General features: G+C 35.9%; 15 protein-coding genes and 1 riboswitch. Of the genes, 4 read left to right on the forward strand and 11 right to left on the reverse strand.

Annotated features, from left to right (window positions below; translation table 11 throughout):
* Window positions 1-148: 148 nt before the first annotated feature.
* Genes N0O92_RS08735 through N0O92_RS08745 form a run of 3 tightly spaced genes read right to left on the reverse strand, consistent with a single transcriptional unit; the run spans window position 149 to window position 2,355 of the window.
* Complete coding sequence (locus N0O92_RS08735; RefSeq protein WP_315614290.1) at window positions 149-919, reverse strand: tyrosine-protein phosphatase; 771 nt, start codon at window positions 917-919, stop codon at window positions 149-151.
* A 28-nt stretch (window positions 920-947) separates the two neighbouring features.
* Window positions 948-1,643, reverse strand: a complete 696-nt coding sequence (locus N0O92_RS08740) for a CpsD/CapB family tyrosine-protein kinase (protein ID WP_315614291.1) — start codon at window positions 1,641-1,643, stop codon at window positions 948-950.
* On the reverse strand, window positions 1,633-2,355 hold the full coding sequence (locus N0O92_RS08745) for a YveK family protein (RefSeq protein ID WP_315614292.1): 723 nt from the start codon (window positions 2,353-2,355) through the stop codon (window positions 1,633-1,635). The genes N0O92_RS08740 and N0O92_RS08745 overlap by 11 nt, the downstream gene beginning before the upstream one ends.
* Window positions 2,356-2,591: 236 nt before the next feature.
* A riboswitch (cyclic di-GMP riboswitch) is annotated at window positions 2,592-2,679 on the forward strand.
* 39 nt (window positions 2,680-2,718) lie between these two features.
* Here N0O92_RS08745 and N0O92_RS08750 point away from each other — a divergent pair.
* From N0O92_RS08750 to N0O92_RS08760, 3 genes are all read left to right on the forward strand, one after another.
* Window positions 2,719-2,841, forward strand: coding sequence for a hypothetical protein (locus N0O92_RS08750; RefSeq protein WP_315614293.1), 123 nt, complete (start codon window positions 2,719-2,721; stop codon window positions 2,839-2,841).
* 323 nt (window positions 2,842-3,164) lie between these two features.
* Entirely contained in the window at window positions 3,165-4,076 is a 912-nt protein-coding gene (locus tag N0O92_RS08755) for an LCP family glycopolymer transferase (RefSeq protein ID WP_315614294.1), read from the forward strand.
* 188 nt (window positions 4,077-4,264) lie between these two features.
* Window positions 4,265-6,223 carry an InlB B-repeat-containing protein gene (locus N0O92_RS08760; RefSeq protein WP_315614295.1) on the forward strand — a complete coding sequence of 653 codons (1,959 nt, stop codon included), beginning with the start codon at window positions 4,265-4,267 and terminating at the stop codon, window positions 6,221-6,223.
* Window positions 6,224-6,261: 38 nt separating this feature from the next.
* On the opposite strand, the gene N0O92_RS08765 is transcribed toward N0O92_RS08760, so the two are convergent.
* The 3 genes from N0O92_RS08765 to N0O92_RS08775 form a co-directional block, all read right to left on the reverse strand.
* Entirely contained in the window at window positions 6,262-7,002 is a 741-nt protein-coding gene (locus N0O92_RS08765; RefSeq protein ID WP_315614296.1) for an ABC transporter ATP-binding protein, read from the reverse strand.
* Window positions 7,003-7,017: 15 nt separating this feature from the next.
* On the reverse strand, window positions 7,018-7,797 hold the full coding sequence (locus N0O92_RS08770; protein ID WP_315614297.1) for an ABC transporter permease: 780 nt from the start codon (window positions 7,795-7,797) through the stop codon (window positions 7,018-7,020).
* 195 nt (window positions 7,798-7,992) lie between these two features.
* Window positions 7,993-9,780, reverse strand: coding sequence for a right-handed parallel beta-helix repeat-containing protein (locus tag N0O92_RS08775; protein ID WP_315614298.1), 1,788 nt, complete (start codon window positions 9,778-9,780; stop codon window positions 7,993-7,995).
* 202 nt (window positions 9,781-9,982) lie between these two features.
* Between N0O92_RS08775 and N0O92_RS08780 the strand changes: the two genes are divergently transcribed.
* Window positions 9,983-10,900, forward strand: a complete 918-nt coding sequence (locus N0O92_RS08780) for an LCP family glycopolymer transferase (protein WP_315614299.1) — start codon at window positions 9,983-9,985, stop codon at window positions 10,898-10,900.
* Window positions 10,901-11,016: 116 nt separating this feature from the next.
* Here the strand turns inward: N0O92_RS08780 and N0O92_RS08785 are convergent, their stop codons facing one another.
* The 5 genes from N0O92_RS08785 to rfbB are packed head-to-tail and all read right to left on the reverse strand — an operon-like array spanning window position 11,017 to window position 16,166.
* Window positions 11,017-12,423: an undecaprenyl-phosphate glucose phosphotransferase gene (locus N0O92_RS08785; RefSeq protein ID WP_315614300.1), complete on the reverse strand. Its 1,407-nt coding sequence runs from the start codon at window positions 12,421-12,423 to the stop codon at window positions 11,017-11,019.
* Window positions 12,424-12,438: 15 nt separating this feature from the next.
* Window positions 12,439-13,308, reverse strand: a complete 870-nt coding sequence (locus N0O92_RS08790; RefSeq protein WP_315614301.1) for a glycosyltransferase family 2 protein — start codon at window positions 13,306-13,308, stop codon at window positions 12,439-12,441.
* 13 nt (window positions 13,309-13,321) lie between these two features.
* Entirely contained in the window at window positions 13,322-14,299 is a 978-nt protein-coding gene (locus N0O92_RS08795; RefSeq protein WP_315614302.1) for a glycosyltransferase family 2 protein, read from the reverse strand.
* Window positions 14,299-15,147: a dTDP-4-dehydrorhamnose reductase gene (gene rfbD / locus N0O92_RS08800; protein ID WP_315614303.1), complete on the reverse strand. Its 849-nt coding sequence runs from the start codon at window positions 15,145-15,147 to the stop codon at window positions 14,299-14,301. The genes N0O92_RS08795 and rfbD overlap by 1 nt, the downstream gene beginning before the upstream one ends.
* Entirely contained in the window at window positions 15,144-16,166 is a 1,023-nt protein-coding gene (gene rfbB, locus N0O92_RS08805) for a dTDP-glucose 4,6-dehydratase (RefSeq protein ID WP_315614304.1), read from the reverse strand. The genes rfbD and rfbB overlap by 4 nt, the downstream gene beginning before the upstream one ends.
* Window positions 16,167-16,175 lie beyond the last annotated feature (9 nt).

Raw genomic sequence — 16,175 nt, forward strand, 5'->3', positions numbered from 1 at the left:
CCCATACTATTTTAGTTCGTTCTCCTACATAATTCAACATATAACGTACCCTATCATTCGACACATTTCGCAATTACATAATGTAAGCGTTGTGAAAAAGGTCATAAAAAAAAGCCAAAAAATGGCTTTTAAAAAAACAATAAATGTTCTATAGCAAACCAAAAAAACGTTTCTTCCTCCTAATTGGTTCCGGTGGCCATACTTGAACATGTTGTTGATTAATAAGGAGTTCGGCATTTTCTTGTAATTGATAAACCATTTCAATGCCAAATCGACCTTCTACTGCCGAGTATGCCTCACGCAAACGAAATGGCCTTTCTGTGCCATTATGTGCATCTGAAGCTATAAAATGAGTAAGGTTAGCTTCTATCAATTGGTCTGTAAACTTCATAAGCTTTTTCCCTAAGTGACCTGTTACACTTGCAGCAGTTACTTGCGTCAATACGCCATCTTTAACAAAGTCATAGAGAATATCTGGATCTTCAACAATGACTTTATTTCGCTCTGGATGAGCAATAATAGGTGTCAAACCTTTTAACTTTAATTCATAAAACAGCCTCGTTGCATACCGGGGTATACTATTTGTCGGAAATTCTATCAAAATATAAGAACCTTCCGGAGTCAACGGCAGCACATCACCTAATTCTAAGTGCTGAATAATTTCACCATGCAAGCGAACTTCTTGAGATGGAATAACTGTGACACCTATCCCATCTTGCTTAAAGGCATCATTCAACTCCTCTACCTTTCTTACTACTTCATATCCACTATTCATAAAAGAGGGATGTTGATGATGAGGTGTTGCAATGATTTTTGTTATTCCTTCTGTTTCGGCAAGTCTAGCTAAATCTAAACTTTCAGCTAATGTCTTAGGGCCATCATCCACACAAGGTAATATATGACAATGAATATCAATCATCTAAAACACTCCTCTTTTATATCAACAATTAGTTGTTGCTATAATAATAGTAACTCCCTGATTCAATCTTTTTATTATTTAATACAGCACCAAGAATATTGGCTTTCGCATTTAATAACTGTTCTTTTGCTTTTTTCACTTCTTCACGCTCTGTTTTCCCACTAGATACAACGAGAACCGTTCCATCACATTTACTAGCAAGAATTTGCGCATCCGCTACAGCCATAACAGGTGGCGTATCAAGGATAATGGTATCAAATAGTTCTTGAGCACGTTCTAGTACAAGTCCCATTCTTCTAGAGTTTAGAAGTTCAGCAGGATTAGGTGGGATTGGACCACATGTTAAGAGTGATAGATTTTCCGTTTTTGTTGATTGAACAGCTTCTTCCAAACCTACTTGTTTCGTTAACACATTTGTTAAGCCTGTCATATTAGATGTACCAAATGTGTAATGCGCAGTTGGCTTACGTAAATCAGCATCTACTAATAAAACAGAGTTTCCATTTTGTGCCATGACAACGGCTAAGTTGGCAGCTGTTGTTGATTTCCCTTCTCCAGGACCAGCAGAAGTAACAAGAATGGTACGAATGTCACGATCGATAGAGGAGAATTCAATATTTGTACGTATCGTACGATATTGTTCTGAAATAGGAGAGTTCTTCCATGATTCTGTTATTAAGTTTCGACGCTGTCTTGCTTGCGTTTGTTTTCCTTTACGAGACACTTTTTTCTTCACCTCTCTTACCTTTTCTTCCGCCTTTTTCGTTGTCCATTGAGGCTACTACCCCTAAAATAGGAAGTTCTAATATATCTTCAATATCTTTTTCTGTCTTCATCGTTGTATCTAAGTACTCCAGTAAAAATGCAAGTCCAACCGCAGCCATTAACCCAACTACAAAGGCAATCGCCATATTTAAGATTGGGTTAGGTTTAATAGGTGATGGAGAGTCGCTAACCTGTGCTTGAGAAAGGATACTTACGTTGTCTACACTCATGATCGATACAATCTCACGTTGAAAAACAGTAGCAATCGTATTTGCAATATGCGCAGCTGTAGAAGGCTGTTCATGTTCCACGGTTATATTCACAACTTGTGAGTTGTTTTGAGCCCCTACACTTACTTTGCTATTTAACGAGCTCACGGATTCTGAAAGGTTTGCTTCTTCAATTACTTTTTCTAAAATAATAGGACTTTTAATAATAACGTTATACGTATTGATTAATTCAATATTTGTACGAATATCAGACTGGCTAAATGCTTGGTCGCTTTGTGTTTGGTTCACTAAGATCTGTGTCGAACTTTGATAGATTGGAGTTAAAAGAAAGTAACTCACCAATGCACTTACCAATACCGCAAAGATGGGGATGATAATAATTAATTTCAAACGGTGTTTTAGCGTTTGAAAGATATCTTTTAGACTTATTGTTTCTTCCATTCTTCTTGAAAACCTCCTAAATTTAGTAACATCGAACAATACAACAAAAAGCATTATATCATAGATTGTCAGATGCTGTTGAATTTTTTGTTAATCACTTAGTTCTATTTAACTATAGATTTCATATTAAAATCTATAGAACAAATTTGGTAATTTATTTACTATTTAACTTCTTCGAAAAGATTTTCAAAAAAAAGTTAAAACTTTAATTCAAGTCTCCGATAAAAGATAGGTCATACGTTAAAGGGCAAAATCAGCGAAAGCTGATGACGCAAAGCTAGAGGGGCTAAAATGGTTCTTCCATTATGCCAGCCAGTTACCAACCTGTCCTCTGTATGAACATTTTTTAGAGGAGGAATGACAATGTTTTACACACCAGAAGAACTTCATCGCAAAAAGAAAGTGAAGCGAGCTGTTATAATCGGATCCATGTCGATATTGGGCGTAGGGGTTGCTGTAGCAGCTTCCTTGCTTGGTAGTTTATAAGGGACAGCAGGTTTATCCCGCCAGGTCTCTTATTCGACTTGGTGAGGTAAACCCTATTCACGCGAGTTATTCATAAATCTTCACAAATTTGTAAACCCTACTTTTGACAGAAAAAAAGAAACCATTGTCGTATTTACTAACACACAAACAAATTCCTCCTTTTTTTCACCACCTATTCCCATCTCTTCCAAACACTATTCTACTAAATCCGACGTAATTTTGTCAGAAAAGATTGATCCTTGTCTACTATTTGAATATAATTGCATAGGTAATCTATCTTATGAACAATTAATTTCAAATAAAAGTGAAAGAGGCATAAAATTATGAAGAAAAAACTGCTCGTTACACTTGGAATTATGTTTGGTGTTGTCTTTTTAGCTGTTGCTGCATATGGATTCTATTTATATAAATCCGTAACTGATACGGTTCAAGAAATTCATGAGCCAATCGAGCGAGTAACTGAAAAACGAGAAAAAGAAGTGGATGTGGAAAGTAGTGAGCCCATTTCTTTTCTAATTGCAGGGGTAGACTCTAGGGGAGATCATCACTCTGGCCGTTCTGATACGATCATCGTCATGACCGTAAATCCAGAAGATCAATCGATTAAGATGCTTAGCATCCCACGAGATACACGTACTGAGATTGCAGGACGAGGTCAGCTTGATAAAATCAATCATGCCTATGCTTTTGGTGGCGTTGAGATGACAATGAATACGGTTGAGAACTTTTTAAATATTCCTATTGATCATTATGTAAGTATTAACATGGAAGGCTTCACTGGTTTAGTTGATGCTTTAGGTGGGGTTCCTGTAAATAATGATTTTGCCTTTAGTTACGGTAGTAGATTTAATTTTCCTGAAGGCGAACTTTTCTTAAATGGAGAAGAAGCTTTAGCTTATTCTAGAATGCGTTATGACGATCCGCGTGGTGATTTCGGTCGTAATGATAGACAGCGAGACATTGTTGATGCTGTTATACAAGAAGCTGCACAAATTAGCTCTATTACTAGAGTAGGTAGTATTTTAAGTGAAGTTGGTAAGTCTGTTCGTACTGATTTAGATTTGGATGGCATGTGGAAGATTCAATCAAAGTATCGTGACGCACGTCATAATGTTGAACAAATGGAGATCAAAGGGAATGGAACAAGAATTAATGGAGTGTATTACTTAGAAATCCCTAATGAAGAAGTGAATCGTGTAAGTAGTGAGTTACGAGGACATTTAGGACTTGAATAATAGCTAATATGGGAAAAGCATTCTCAAATTTATGAGAGTGCTTTTTTACATTTTTGTTGGCAATATATAATAAAGATGACAATTTCATATATTTTCCGACAGAATCTACAAATCTTCTTTCTTTCATTTCTTATTTTCATTATAATTATTGCTAGAATCTACAATAAAAGAGAGGTGTTATTTGGTAAATGGATAAGAAATTTATATTGTTCGTTGTTTCTGGTATCATTGCTGTTTCCTTAATGGGTATTTTTACTGTGTCTGCTATTCAATCTGATAATTTAGCGAAGCAGCTTCAAATCGCTAAAAATCATTTTGAGAGCGCAGATTATGAAGAAAGTATTAAAGCTTTTGAAAGTGTCCTCGAGTTAGATCCGTTAAATATTGATGCACGGCTTGGACTTGCTGAAAGTTATGTTGCCTTATCTAGATTTGATGAAGCGGAGGAGACTCTTTTGACAGGAATTGAGCTTCTCCCTAAAGAAGAAAGCTTCTATTCTTTCTTATCTGCGTTTCATATCGATCAATTACAGATACTAAATGCATTAGAGATTTTAGACCAAGGAGCTAATGAAACAAACTCAACCGAATTAATTGATGAATTTGAAACCCTTCATGACACTATTAGAATTTCCTCAAGAAGACTTGTTCAACAAGGGCATAGCAGAAAAGTGTCATTGATTTGGAAGGAGAACGATGATCAAGAATCTATCCGCCTTCCTGCCGAATGGCAAGTGGTTAACGAGCACATTGGAGTCCTAAGTGATAGTAATGAAATTGATGAAGTAATATTCACCGGTGAAGAACTCGGAGAAACAGAAATTATAGCGAAATTCGGCGAATATACCTTTACAAGAACTCTAGAAGTAAAAGAACAAGTTTTACAGAGTGTAGCAGTCACCCCTGAGGAATTTGGAGTCTTAGCAATTGGACAAACTTTACCTGTCTCTGTTGTTGGTTTTGATGCAGAAGGGGAGCATATGGAATTCACACCAAGGTGGAGACTTGATGATGAAGACCTCGGTGAGTTTATCGAACCTATAGGTTATGAAACTACTTTTAAAGCTTTAAAGGAAGGAACAACACATTTAGTTGTAAATTATGAAGATTTTGTTGAAAGAATTGAGCTTGTAATTGAAGGGGATAATAAAGTTATTTCCCATAAATCTCTTGGACAAGGAGAAGTTGTCGTTTCTCCTGAACAGGATTCTTACACACCAAATACTTCAGTTTCAATTGAAGCAAAACCCCAGACCGGATGGAGATTCGTAAGGTGGGAAGGAGATTTGGAAGGGAACGAAAACCCTGTAAACCTAACAATTAAAACCAGTTTAAACATTCAAGCAATCTTTGAAGAAGAAGAGGCCCATTCTTTATCGCTCGCTAAGACTGGTGAAGGGGAAATTATAAGAAGCTCTTTAAGTTCTACGTTTTCAAATATGGATTCAGTTCAGTTAACAGCTCGCCCTAGTGAAGGCTGGTCATTCAAAGAGTGGACAGGTTCTATCTCTTCAACGGATGCTCGAATTCATGTCGTAATGGATAGTGATAAGTCCATCAGAGCGGTATTTACTAAAAATGAACCTGAGCCTCAACCAAGACCTGAACCTGAAGTACAGCAAGCACCACCGACACCTACTTACACGTTATCCTTAAATGCTGGTGAAGGGGGACAAATCCAAAAAGATCGTTCCGGTAACCAGTTCCAAAATGGGACAAGGGTTGCCCTAACCGCTGTTCCTAATTCAGGTTGGAAGTTTGTTCGTTGGGAAGGGGCTGCAACTGGTACCTCTCGAAATACGTCTGTTTCTATGGACTCCAACAAATCGGTTAGAGCAGTCTTTTCTAAGGAAGAACCAATACCAAAACCAGAACCTGAACCAAAACAACTAACTTTGTCTACTGCGAAAGTAGGTGAAGGAACAGTTAGTACAAACCGAAGTGGATCTACCTTTGGAGAAGGAACAAGTGTAACATTAACAGCTACACCAGCAGAAGGGTGGGAGTTTGTTCGTTGGGAAGGGGACGCTTCTGGTCGTAGTACGAGTCTCACAGTAACTATGAATAATAACAGAAGCATTACAGCCGTATTTGCTGAGAAGCCTTCAGAAAATACGACTAATAATGAGAACAATGATCCTCAATAATAATACAACTAAAAAAGGAGCGCCAATTGGCCTCCTTTTTATTTTACAATCTCATTAACAATTTCATTTTCATAATAATCTAACGAGGATTCTGTATCGCCCATATAAACAACTTGACCTTGATCTAAGACAATCGCTCTATCACATAATTGCTTTACTTGAGAGGCGTTATGGGAAACAAAGATAATCGTTTTGCCTTTCATATAACTTTTAATGGCACTCATAGCTTTTTTTCTAAACCGTTTATCGCCTACGGCTAAGACTTCATCTAATAAAATGATGTCAGCATCAACATGTATCGCGATTGAGAAACCTAATCGAACTTTCATACCTGATGAGAATTGTTTTATCGGCTTATCGACATGATCTTCTAACTCCGCAAATTCAATAATATCATCTATTATTAGATCAATTTCCTTTTCCTTTAGACCTAAAACGACTCCGTTCATATAGATATTTTCTCTGCCTGATAATTCTTTGTGGAACCCGGCTCCTAGCTCTATTAAGCCACCAATCTTACCATCTATCATAATTGACCCGGTCGTTGGTGCTGTTACACCAAGGATTACTTTTAATAAAGTACTTTTACCTGAACCATTCCCACCTAAAATCGCAACTGATTCACCAGCATTAATATCAAATGAGACATCTTTTAAAGACCACTGACCTTCAAGATTATTACTTTTTTTTATTAGTCTATCCTTGAAGGAATGCAGTTTCGTTACTTGTTGCGGATAAAGTTTACCTATATTTTCTAATCGAATCACACATTCATTCATACGAGACCACTCTTTCTATACTACGTCAGCAAAGTTCTTTTCCAGCTTCATAAACGTAAACCAGCCAACAAAGAATATAAACAAACTAAAAATAAGCGAATAAAGCAATAATGTCATGTCAGGCGGTTGATTATGCAGAATGGTTTGTCTATAACCATCAAAGATGCCTGTGAGTGGGTTAAGCGCTAAGTAAGGCTGATATTGTAATGGTAATGAATGATATGAATACATAATAGGAGATAAATAGCGTAACATTCTAACTCCTAACGGCACAATCATACCAATATCACGCACATAAACATTAGTAGCAGATAAGAAAAACATGATACCCAACATTAAAATCATTTGTATTGCTAAGATAGGGATAGCGTACAACGCATAAAAACCAGGAACAATCTTATAAAATAAGAGTACAATAACCAATCCAATGAGTGCAAAACCAAAATTCACTGTCTCGGATAAAAATTTAATGAAAACTAAGGATGGCCGAAAAAAGTTCCTTTGTCTAATTAACCCCGCATAGCTATTGATTAATTTTGTAGACGTATTCACAGTACTATTAATATACATATAAGGCAGTAAAGCAACAAAAAGAAACGGGGCATAAGGCAACCCTTCACTTGGTAATCTCACAAACAAAGAAAAAACTACTGTTAAAACAACCATCAATCCTAACGGTTGCAAGATTATCCAAAGAATACCTAAAAGAGATTGTTTATATTTGGCTATGATGTCTCTTTTTGCAAGAGTTAAAATAAAGTCTTTATGTTCTAAAATTGTTGATAATGATTTCACAATTAGCAGCACCTTAAATATATTTTACTTTGTCTATTTTACAAGTTTATTAAAACGATAACCATAATAATTTTCTTCAAAAGTTGGAATAGATTTCAAACATACGTCAAATATTTAACCCATATATATGTTACATACATTTTTATCATATGTAAATATATGTAGGTATTATTAGAAACAAAAGCCTTGAATTTCTTAATTAATTTGCTTATTTAGTCCCATTTGCTCATTAGCAAACCCATCTACTCCTACATTTGTTCCTTCTACTAAATTTCCATTAACAAAGCAATCAATTGTTAATTCTTGACTTGTTGTTTGAATACCATATTCTCCACCATGGCAACTATTATTGGAAATTAATAGCCCTCTCATTTCGCTTTCAGGTCTAATTAAGATCCCTACTTTCCCCTCAATACTGCCATTATTAATAGCTGTATTACCCGAAATGAGCCCATGATTAATACCAGAAGCTTCTCCTGCAAGAATAATCCCAGCAGTACCAAGATAACTGATCATATTATTAGTTATGGACAATTTAGACAGCTTTCCATAAGCCTCAGTAAAGGTATAAATATAAATTCCATAACCACCAGAATCAATAATATTATTACCGTCTATTACTACCTGATCAAGCACATAGCTTTTTCCATTTTTAGCAGGGGATTCCTGCATTCCTACTCTAATCGCATGTTCCTGAGCAAAATGAATAGTATTATTATAAATTTCGTAACTACCAGCTTTCCCTTCACTTCTACATTCAATTCCATGCCTAACTGAATCCCATATTCTGTTATTATAAATTTTCATATTTGGGGTTCGAAACATCATACCATGTCCTTGTCCCTTTTCGGATAACCTTGAACCATAAATATCATTTTCAAATACACTAAAATGCTCACCGGCAGCATGAGTACTAATACAACCTCTATTAGCTCCATATATTTTATTAAAAGCAACTTTGCAAAACCTTGTATGACCATAGTCCGTGCTAAACCCGGAGACATCCCACAGTTTAGATACATCTTTTGCAAAACAGTGCATTGTATCAAACCATTGAGTAGCATTCGATAATTCTATACTATAGCCAGTTCCAGGTCTATCACCAGTATCGTAAATGTTCTCAAATGTACACTTTTCTACTTTTCCATATACTACCGTAGATATCATAATACCTCGTCTTGCCCAGTTTCTTACTGTAGTATGACTAATTTCTAAGTTAGTAACATATTTAAATAACATACCTGAGTTTTGGCCAGCATCTACTCCTGCCCCCTCAATTATTCCACCAGTTATTCTTATATTTTTTATAGGGTTGATTATATCAACTGAAGCATTAAAATCAGTACTATAACTATCCCATAGAGATTCTGTTAGTTCTATAGTTTTATTATTCTTATTTACACTGTGGATATAATGACATTCTCCTTTTTGTGGCTGAATATCATCCGGCTTATAATCATCTCTTACCATAATTAAATCACCTTTTGAAAAAGCCGAAGCGTTGGAAACCGGAATGGTTCGCTCTCCCACGGAAAGGTTTCTTTTTACTTTATAAGATCCTGTTACTTTGCCTTCACACTTAAAAATATTTGTTAATTTCCCAACTGTAAATAACCTAGCATTTGAACCCATTGTAATAATAATGTCATCTGGAATTTCTAAAGAACTTGATATGGCATATTCTCCATCGGGTATAACCAGTTCTTTCCCCTTGGCATCATACATTGCCTGTTGTATTGCCTCTGTATCATCTTCTGCATCTCCCCTAACATTATAAGGAGGTTGTTTGACGTTAATTATATAGTCAAGCTTCCTAGTAGTATCATTTATTTGTTGATTTAATGTGTCTACTTTATCTTGAACGGTCATATTATCTGAAAGTGACGCATCCTCACTTTTAATTTCTATATTTGCCACCTTATATCCCACAAAAAATGACAAGATCCAAAACAAAAAATTAACTAAAAAGTTCCTTCTGTTCACTAGAAGCCCTCCTATTTCTAACCTTAGAACTCATCTTTTTAATATACCAAAATTATAGATCATTATATCTTTAAAAATCCTATTCCAAAAAACGACAAATAGCGTGTCGGATATTGTATTGCTGATTTCTACTAAATTAATTATAATAGCGTAAGAATCAACGATTGTAAATATTTTTTATTTAGTAGAAAGAGGCGTCTCTATGAAAAAGAAAATACTAGTTAGCCTTGGCTTAGTCTTTATTGTTTTACTTTTATCAACCACTGCTTTTGGTTTTTATTTATATAACTCAGTTACCGAAACTGCGTTCGAAATTCATGAACCATTAGAGAGAGAACAATCTAGTAAGCGTATTGAACAAGTAACAGTTAAGAAAGAAGATCCTTTATCTTTTTTAATCGCAGGAGTAGATGCACGTGGTGACAATCATAAAGGCCGTTCTGATGCACTTATAATCATGACAATTAATCCAAATGATGAAACCATCAAAATGGTTAGTATTCCTCGGGATACAAGGACCGAGATAGCTGGTAGAGGTGTGCAAGATAAAGTTAATCACGCATTCTCTTATGGTGGTGTAGAAATGACCATAAATACGATTGAAAACCTACTAAATATCCCAATTGATCACTACGTTAGTATTAACATGAAAGGATTTGTTGGAATAATTGATGCCCTTGGTGGGATTTCCGTTGAAAACGAACTAGAATTCGATTACGGAAGCAGTCACTATTTTCCTGTTGGTGAAATTTATCTAGACGGTGCTGATGCTCTTGCCTACTCCCGAATGAGAAAAGACGATCCTCGTGGAGACTTCGGACGAAATGATCGCCAACGACAAATAGTAGAGGCTGTCATAGAGGAAGCAGCTCAAATTAGTTCTATTACTAGAGCGGGTGACATGCTGAATACCGTCGGAAGATCTGTTCGTACTGATTTAACACTTGATGATATGTGGTCAATTCAAAATAATTATCGAAATGCTAGACACTCGATTGAGCAATTAGAACTTAAAGGAAATGGAACAACAATTAATGGTATATACTATCTCCAGGTTCCTTCTGACGAAATCACTCGTGTAAGTGCAATACTTAGATCCCATTTAGAAATGGAACTATAGATTTAAAGAGTGGCTTGTTACGAAGTCGCTCTTTTTTTATCGAACATTAGTACTTAGAAATATTAAAATACGAAAAGGATGTTATCTATTTGCAGATTACATCCTCTTCGTATTGATTAATATGCATTTTTATTTATAAAGCCATTAATTACCGTTTTACATACAATTTTTATATCTAGTAAGAACGTCCAGTTTTCGATATAAAATAAGTCTAATTGAACTCGCTTGAAGATAGACGTATCTCCTCGTAAACCATTTACCTGAGCCCACCCTGTGATACCAGGACGAACGTGATGTTTAACCATATACTTTGGAATTTCCTCTTTAAACTGTTCAACAAAATATACTCTTTCAGGTCTTGGACCAACTACACTCATGTCCCCTTTTAGTACATTAAAAAATTGAGGCAGTTCGTCTAAACTTGTCTTTCTAAGAAATGTACCAAATTTAGTCTTACGTGGGTCATTCTCCGTCGTCCACTTTGAATTCGACACATTTTGAGGCATATCAATCATACTGCGGAACTTGTACATAATAAACGTTCTTCTATTTAACCCTACACGCTCTTGTTTAAATATGATTGGTCCCTTCGATGTTAACTTAATAGTAAAAGCAATTCCTATTAGAATTGGTGAAGTAATAATGATAGCCATTATTGAAAAGACAATATCAAATGCTCTTTTTGCTATTTGATTACGAAGCTCGTCTAACGGCACATCCCTAACATTAATTAATGGGATATCAGCAAGTTGGTCAACTGTGAATTTGGCCGGTAACACATCATAGTAATCTGGAATAATTAACAGTCTTACTCCTGCTTTATCGCATATATTAATAATCTCTTTATATTTTTCATGTGCACTTAGTGGCAACGCCAGAACAACTTCGTCTATTAACTTGTTATTTAAAATTTCTTCTAAATCGTCTAGTTTCCCTCGAATTGGCTTATAATGACTAAACTCCGGTTGATGTTCAGAAATATTGTCATCAAGGAAGCCAATCACTTCTAACCCCATTTCTGGCTGATGTTGTAAGTTATCGGAAAAATATCTTCCCACACTGCCTGCACCAAGAATGAGAACAAACTGTTTATTGAAACCCTTCTTCCTGAAATATCTTAATCCCACTTTAACAAAGTAACGGTAGATCCCTACAATCACAATACTAGTAAGTAAAAAGATAAATAGAAATGATCTAGAAACATGAACGGCATTAAAAACAAACAACAAACTTAATAAAACAAACATGCTGAATACTTGAACTTGACTCACTCTAAATAATTCATAAGTAAATCTCTTCTTACGCTTTGGTTGGTACAATGTCATGATATACCCTAGTATAATAGCGATAATCGTAAAAATAACACCCCACAAATAATAGGTGGATGTTGATAAACGTGGGACACCTGAAGCAAAGACCGAGTTAAACTTTAGCCACCAAGCAACAACAAACGCTAGTTGAATAGCTAAAATATCACACAATGTATAGATTTGTGTTAAGAAACGTTCATTTCCTCTAATCATCTTTTTTATCCTCACTTAGTTAGAATATCGAAAGTTGTTCCTCATATATTCTACTAAAAATTTAGTCCAAATGCCTAGATAAATTACAAAATTAATTGCAAAAAAATACTTTTTTTGATAATGCTTTCTGTGAAATAGGTACATAGCCCTGTGGAACTCATAAATAATCTTCACTGGCTTCTTCTTTTTACTACTTGCCCCTTTATAATGAATAATTGATGTATGTGGATAATAATAAATATCCCAACCAGCTTCTTTAATTCGATAGCACCAATCAATATCTTCCCCATACATAAAGAATTCTTCATCTAACATCCCTACTTGTTCAACTACTTCTTTACGAACAAGCATAAAAGCTCCTACTAAGCAATCTATTGAATAATCCTTATCTACATCTAAATGACCTTGATGATATTGATTGAAGTATGCACTTTTTGGAAACAGCTTTGATAAACCACTCATATAATAAAAAGATGCAGCTGGAGTAGGAAAACCTCTACGACAAGCCTTATCTAAGGACCCATCTGGCAGTACTACTTTGCAGCCACTAGCTCCAACCTGTTTTTCTTTATCCATGAATGTAATCATTGTATCTAATGTATCTTTTTCAACAACCGTATCTGAATTTAGTAATAAAACGTAGCGACCAGCTGCTTCTTTCATAGCTTGATTATTTGCCTTTGAGAAGCCAACGTTTTCTTGGTTCGCAATTACTTTCACATTTGGATATCCTTGCACTAGCTCTTCAACGGTTGAATCTGTTGAAGCGTTATCTACTACAAAGATCTCATACTTAAATTTTGTAATAGATTGATAGACTGAATCTATTGCTTGTAGCGTTAATTTGCATGTATTGTAATTGACTATAATAATACTAACGTCCATATGACACCCTTCTCTACCATATACCCTTAAATAAGCGGTATAGTGTTCTTGAAGATTCTTTTTTCTTAGCTTGTATCTTCTTTCTTTTTAACATCATCGCTTGATATTGATAAGAAAAAGCCTTCCATGCTTTTAATAATTCTCTCTCTGACATAATAGCATACAAAAACGCTACCAATTCATAAAAAATGATAAATGGTAGATGTAAAATAAGGAAAAACCATTGGTCGTTCTTTAAAATCGTATAGTAACGATTAATATAGGAGTGATGTCGAATGAAGAGTGGGACATCGCTACGCTTTTTCTCTTCTTTCCACCCCCGTTTATGTGTCGCAACAGCTTGGGGAACAAAGCGCGCTTCCCATCCTAGCAAACGTGCCCTCCAGGCAACATCCACATCTTCCTTATAAGCAAAAAACACTTCGTCGTAAAACTCTCCATCAATAGAGATTTCATCAATCATTTTACGTCTGTAAACAGCCGCTGCACCAGACACTCCGAATACATTCGTTAAACCATCCCACTGACCAAGATCATCCTCGTTAGCCCCTCGGTCGTAAGCTCTCCGATTTAATTTAATCGAAATACCTGTACTATCAAGGGTCTTTTTAGAAGAATCTCGATATAACTTTCCAGTAGCACTTCCTATGCCTCTATCTGACTCAAGTAAAGTGATGATGGTCTTTATGTAGTGGGGATCTAGTATAACATCTGGATTTAGCACAACAACAAAGGACGTTTCTGTTAATTGCATAGCTTGATTATGAGCTGGAGCAAAACCTGTATTCTGTTTGTTCTCAATAAGCTGTAACGGAAAGTCTCTATTCGCACTTTGCCATTCCTTTATTTTAGCAACCGTTTGATCCTTTGAGTGATTATCAATAATTACAATATTTTGAACCGGGTTGACCTGGTTCTTCACCGCTTCTAAACAAGACTGTATATCATCAGCGCTATTAAATGTTACAATTTGGACTGAAACACTAGACATTATTTAGCTCCTATCTCTACTAGAAAGTCTTGCAACGCTTCCTTCCAATGACGGAAGTCTCTCAATCCTTTATCTTTAATAGCTTCATGACCTAACACCGAATAGTGTGGTCTTGGTGCAGGTCTGGGGAATTCCTTCGTTGTGAGAGGGTTGACCTTAATATTTTTATGTACTGAGTCAAAAATTGTACAGGCAAACTCGTACCATGAACAACTTCCATTGTTTGATGCATGATACGTCCCGAAATGATTTGTCTGAATGAGTTCAATTAGAAAAAGAGCTAAATCATGAGTGTATGTAGGGGACCCTACTTGATCATGAACAACTCCTAACTCTTCTCTTTCTTCAGCTAATCTCAGCATGGTTTTCACAAAATTTTGACCATGTTTGCCAAATACCCATGACGTTCTAACAATAAAATACTGGTCACCATTCTCTCTTACAAATTGCTCACCTGCAAACTTTGTTTTACCGTAGACACCTAGTGGACTTACCTCATCTGTTTCTCCGTATGGGACGAACCCCTCTCCATTAAAAACATAATCTGTACTAATGTAGCAAAGCTTCGCACCAATCTCCTTTGCCACATTAGCTACATTTTTAGCTCCTAATGCGTTAACCTCATAAGCTAATTCTTCTTCTTGTTCTGCTCGATCAACATTGGTGTAAGCAGCCGTGTGAATAATTACATCTGGATTATAATTAGTAAAAGCCTTCTTCACTTGTTCGTAAGAAGTAACATCTAATTTCCTCTTAGAGCATCCTACGTAAGATATACCTTGAGCTTCTAACTGTTCACACAACTCTTGTCCCAATTGACCATTGGCGCCTGTTACAAGTATGTTCATCTTCTATCACCTAATCGATTGTTGTATTGATTAGCGTAATACTCTTGGTAATCACCATTAATTATTCGTTGTCCCCACTCCAAGTTATCCAGATACCAAGTAATAGTTTGTTCGATTCCTTTTTCAAATGTGTATTCTGGCTTCCAACCGAGCTCATTCTTGATCTTCGAGGCATCAATGGCATATCTCCGATCGTGACCAAGACGATCTTCTACATACTTAATAAGAGATGTAGGTTTCTCCAACCGTTCTAAAATGGTTGAGACAATCTCTATATTAGTCCGTTCATTATTCCCACCAATATTATAAACCTCTCCAGTCTTCCCTTTTCTGAGGACAAGGTCAATGGCTTGACAGTGATCTTCTACATGTAGCCAATCTCTTACATTTAAGCCATCTCCATATACCGGAAGCGGTTTATCTTGCAACGCATTCATAATCATAAGCGGGATTAATTTCTCAGGAAATTGATATGGTCCGTAATTATTGGAGCAACGCGTAATAGTAACGGGCATATCAAATGTCTCATAATAAGATCTTACAAGTAAATCCGCTCCTGCCTTACTTGCACTGTAAGGACTGTTTGGGGCCAAGGAGGTTGTTTCATGGAAAAGACCTGTTTCTCCGAGAGAACCATATACTTCGTCTGTAGAGACTTGTACAAACTTCTCTACCCCAAACTCTTTCGCCACATCGAGTAACACTTGAGTTCCTAGTATGTTCGTTCTTACAAATATATCAGGGCTTACTATGCTACGATCAACATGAGACTCTGCCGCAAAATTTATAACCGCATCTACACCTTTTTCAAATAAGGAGGAGATGAGAGATCGGTCTGTAATATCACCTTTGACAAACGTATAATTGTTACGTTCCTCTATTCCTTTTAGATTCTCTAAATTCCCAGCATAAGTTAACAAATCAATGTTCGTAATTTGATCTTCTGGGTATCGATTTAACATATAACGGATAAAGTTACTACCGATGAATCCAGCTCCACCTGTTACTAAAAGTCTCATAGTTTCCAA

The organism is Alkalihalobacillus sp. MEB130 (assembly GCF_032335535.1).
Lineage (GTDB): Bacteria > Bacillota > Bacilli > Bacillales > Bacillaceae_D > Halalkalibacter.

Bases quoted from the DNA above. Each gene is read 5' to 3' on its own strand.
- N0O92_RS08745 (WP_315614292.1), bottom strand. From the start codon at position 2,355: ATGGAAGAAACAATAAGTCTAAAAGATATCTTTCAAACGCTAAAACAC.
- N0O92_RS08785 (WP_315614300.1), bottom strand. From the start codon at position 12,423: ATGATTAGAGGAAATGAACGTTTCTTAACACAAATCTATACATTGTGT.
- N0O92_RS08760 (WP_315614295.1), top strand. From the start codon at position 4,265: ATGGATAAGAAATTTATATTGTTCGTTGTTTCTGGTATCATTGCTGTT.
- N0O92_RS08735 (WP_315614290.1), bottom strand. From the start codon at position 919: ATGATTGATATTCATTGTCATATATTACCTTGTGTGGATGATGGCCCT.
- N0O92_RS08755 (WP_315614294.1), top strand. From the start codon at position 3,165: ATGAAGAAAAAACTGCTCGTTACACTTGGAATTATGTTTGGTGTTGTC.
- rfbB (WP_315614304.1), bottom strand. From the start codon at position 16,166: ATGAGACTTTTAGTAACAGGTGGAGCTGGATTCATCGGTAGTAACTTT.
- N0O92_RS08750 (WP_315614293.1), top strand. From the start codon at position 2,719: ATGTTTTACACACCAGAAGAACTTCATCGCAAAAAGAAAGTGAAGCGA.
- N0O92_RS08790 (WP_315614301.1), bottom strand. From the start codon at position 13,308: ATGGACGTTAGTATTATTATAGTCAATTACAATACATGCAAATTAACG.
- N0O92_RS08780 (WP_315614299.1), top strand. From the start codon at position 9,983: ATGAAAAAGAAAATACTAGTTAGCCTTGGCTTAGTCTTTATTGTTTTA.
- N0O92_RS08795 (WP_315614302.1), bottom strand. From the start codon at position 14,299: ATGTCTAGTGTTTCAGTCCAAATTGTAACATTTAATAGCGCTGATGAT.
- N0O92_RS08765 (WP_315614296.1), bottom strand. From the start codon at position 7,002: ATGAATGAATGTGTGATTCGATTAGAAAATATAGGTAAACTTTATCCG.
- rfbD (WP_315614303.1), bottom strand. From the start codon at position 15,147: ATGAACATACTTGTAACAGGCGCCAATGGTCAATTGGGACAAGAGTTG.